The organism is Mycobacterium sp. TH-M116, assembly GCF_057473685.1.
In genome coordinates, this window is the sequence record NZ_JBYCLC010000076.1 from 1 (window position 1) to 2,840 (window position 2,840).

Consider the following 2,840-nt stretch of genomic DNA (forward strand, 5'->3'; position numbering starts at 1 on the left):
GCCGCCCGGCGTTCTCGCCGTGACCGGGTCGTCGCCGAGGCGGTCAGACTCCCGAAGAGGGACGACGGGGCCGTTGAGCGCTGGGCAGCCCGAACGGCAGGTCCGTTGTCGTCGAGGCGATGTCGAGGAGGCGGTTGTACTTGGCGACGCGTTCGCCGCGGGCGGGTGCGCCCGATTTGATCTGGCCGCAGCCCGAAGCGACAGCGAGGTCGGCGATGAACGAATCGCTGGTCTCTCCCGATCGATGAGAGATCATCGCGCCGTAGCCCGACCGTCGACACAGGGCGAGCGCCTCCAGGGTTTCCGACACCGTTCCGATCTGATTGACCTTGATCAGGGCGGCATTGCCGATCCCGGCCCGCACCGCAGCAGCAATCACGTCGGGGTTGGTCACGAAGTTGTCATCGCCGACCAATTGCACTTTTTCGCCGAGCTTCTCGGTGAGCTTCTGCCACCCGACCGTGTCATGCTCATCCATTCCGTCCTCGATGCTCCAGACAGGATATTTCTCGACGATACTCAGGTAGCGCTCGATGAGATCGTCGCCGGACAGCGATTGGCCGTCGACCTGGTAGCGACCGTCCCGGTAGAACCCGTTCGCGGCCGGATCGAGGGCAATCGCGACACCGCTGTCTCCGGTGACATAACCGGCCTCGCTTATCGCTTGGGTGAGCAGAGTCAGAACGTCTTCCGGACAACTGATCTCGGGAGCAAATCCGCCCTCGTCGCCCAACCCGGTCGCCAGGTTGCGGTCGGCCAGGATCGAGCGCAATCGCCGGTATACCTCAGCGCCGGCACGTACAGCTTCCGGCAAGGACGGCGCCCCGACCGGCGCGATCATGAACTCTTGGAAATCGAGGTCGTTGAGCGCGTGCGCACCTCCGTTGACCACATTGAAGTGTGGCACCGGCAGTCGCGGCGTCACATCAACCGGAATCATCCACTGCCACAGAGGCTGACCAGACACCAGGGCGAACGCCCGGGAAGCTGCGGTTGAGACGCCGACAATGGCGTTGGAGCCCAGGCGGGACTTGTCCGCAGTGCCATCCAGCCCTCGCAGGGCCAGGTCGACCTCCTCCTGGCTGGCAAATGTCCGGCAGGTCAACGCTTCTGCGATCGGGCCATTGACATTGTCCACCGCTTTGCGCACGCCCAGGCCGCCGTAGCGATCGTCGTGGTCCCGCAATTCGACAGCTTCCCGGCTGCCGGTCGAAGCTCCCGACGGCACGCCGGAAGTCACCCGTCTACCGTCCTTGAGGTTTGCCGACACAAAAAGGGTCGGCCGCCCTCGCGAGTCCAGAATCTCGATGGCAGATATCGACGAAAACCCTACGGCCACTTGCTTTCCTCCCTGTCGAACTCGACTGAACAGCTCGTCAGCCGAGTAATCGGTTTGTTCCGCAGGGACCGTTGGCCGTCGATGTGTGACGCGCAATTATGGCGAGCCCCACCGCCATCATGGGTGAGACCAATAATTGTAGCCTCCACGTGTCGCGCGGCCAGCAGAGTGGGGTCGGACCAAGAAGCCAGCCGACCCATACGCCGCCCTGTGCGCACACTCCCGGATGAGTTCGTGGCGGCCGACTACGCTCAACAGGCGGCTCGCAACGGTTTCTCGACGCGGAAGGAACGCCCATGCAGACTGCCTGTACAACCGTGACCGGCTGGGCGCTCGCGGTCGTGGTCGGCGCGACGGTCTGCGGCTGCGGCAACGAACGCTCCGCCTCCGCGCCGTCGCCGTCGAGCACGACGACGTCCGCGGCGGAACCGGCCAAATCGACTCCACCGAGCACGGTGACGAGCCCGCCGCCGGGACAACGCATGGATTACAGCGGGCTGCTTATCAACCCAGCTGATATCGGCGCCGATTTCACCGCTCCCCAATCCCCCCTGTTGAACCCGGATAACGGCCTCGGCGTCGCGCAGTTGTTCGTCAGCGCCGACAGCAGCAGGAGGGTCGGGGATTTCATCTTGATCTTCGCGGATCCCGCGGCGGCCGCGACCGGTGTCGAGAACACCAAGAACAACTACGCGGGCAAAGTGAGCGGCACGTGGCGGCCGGTAGACGTCGGTTCCGACGGGGCGATGCTTTCCGGGATCTCCGGCACCGCCGACAACGCCAAAGCGGTCACCGTGTTGGTGTTCACCGAGGGTAAGGCGCTGGTCAACATGGAATTCGACAGCCCACCGAGCGCTCCGATGGATCCGGGGGCGGTGGTCGGCATCGGCCGCAAGCAGGACGCCGCGATCAAGGGTGCGCTGCCCGGCTGACCGGGGATCGCCTCGATGGCCGCGTAAAGTGTTGTACCGCAAAATGATTAGCTGATCAGGTCTGTCGTCGTCGGCGGCGGCGTTCGCGGCGGCGCCGGTGCCGGCGCGGTGCGCAACGCGCGTCGGCGTCAGGCGGGTTTGCCGCGTCCCACCGACCCTGTCGGCCGGCAGCCCTCACGCCGCGGTGGTCGTCATAGGCCGGTCAGGGATGTTGCCGGCAAACATCGGAGCGGCAGCATGGCGCGTCAGGCGACGACGGTGATCGGATCGCCCACGTTGACGGTGTTGAAGTACCAGGCGGCGTCGTCGGGGCTGAGGTTGATACATCCGTGACTGACGTTGGCATAGCCCTGCGAGTTCACCGACCACGGCGCCGAATGCACGTAGACGCCGCTCCAGGTCACCCGGACCGCGTACTGGGCCGTGATCTTGTAGCCCTCGGGAGAGCTGAGGGGGATGCCGATGGTGCGTGAGTCCATCACCACGCTGCGCTGCTTCTGCAGGGCGGTGAAGTGCCCGATCGGCGTGGGCCGGGTGGGCTTGCCCAGGGACGCCGGCATGGTGCGCAG

Annotated in this window: 3 protein-coding genes; 1 reads left to right on the forward strand and 2 read right to left on the reverse strand. The window is 65.4% G+C overall.

Annotated features, from left to right (window positions below):
- Positions 1 to 43: 43 nt before the first annotated feature.
- Positions 44 to 1,339, reverse strand: a complete 1,296-nt coding sequence (gene eno, locus AC2VOK_RS03695) for a phosphopyruvate hydratase (RefSeq protein WP_428899277.1) — start codon at positions 1,337 to 1,339, stop codon at positions 44 to 46.
- 296 nt (positions 1,340 to 1,635) lie between these two features.
- Here eno and AC2VOK_RS03700 point away from each other — a divergent pair, with 296 nt between their 5' ends.
- Complete coding sequence (locus AC2VOK_RS03700) at positions 1,636 to 2,271, forward strand: hypothetical protein (protein WP_428899278.1); 636 nt, start codon at positions 1,636 to 1,638, stop codon at positions 2,269 to 2,271.
- Between the two features lie 245 nt (positions 2,272 to 2,516).
- Here AC2VOK_RS03700 and AC2VOK_RS03705 read toward each other — a convergent pair.
- On the reverse strand, positions 2,517 to 2,840 hold a 324-nt coding region (locus AC2VOK_RS03705), incomplete at its 5' end, for a L,D-transpeptidase (RefSeq protein WP_428899279.1).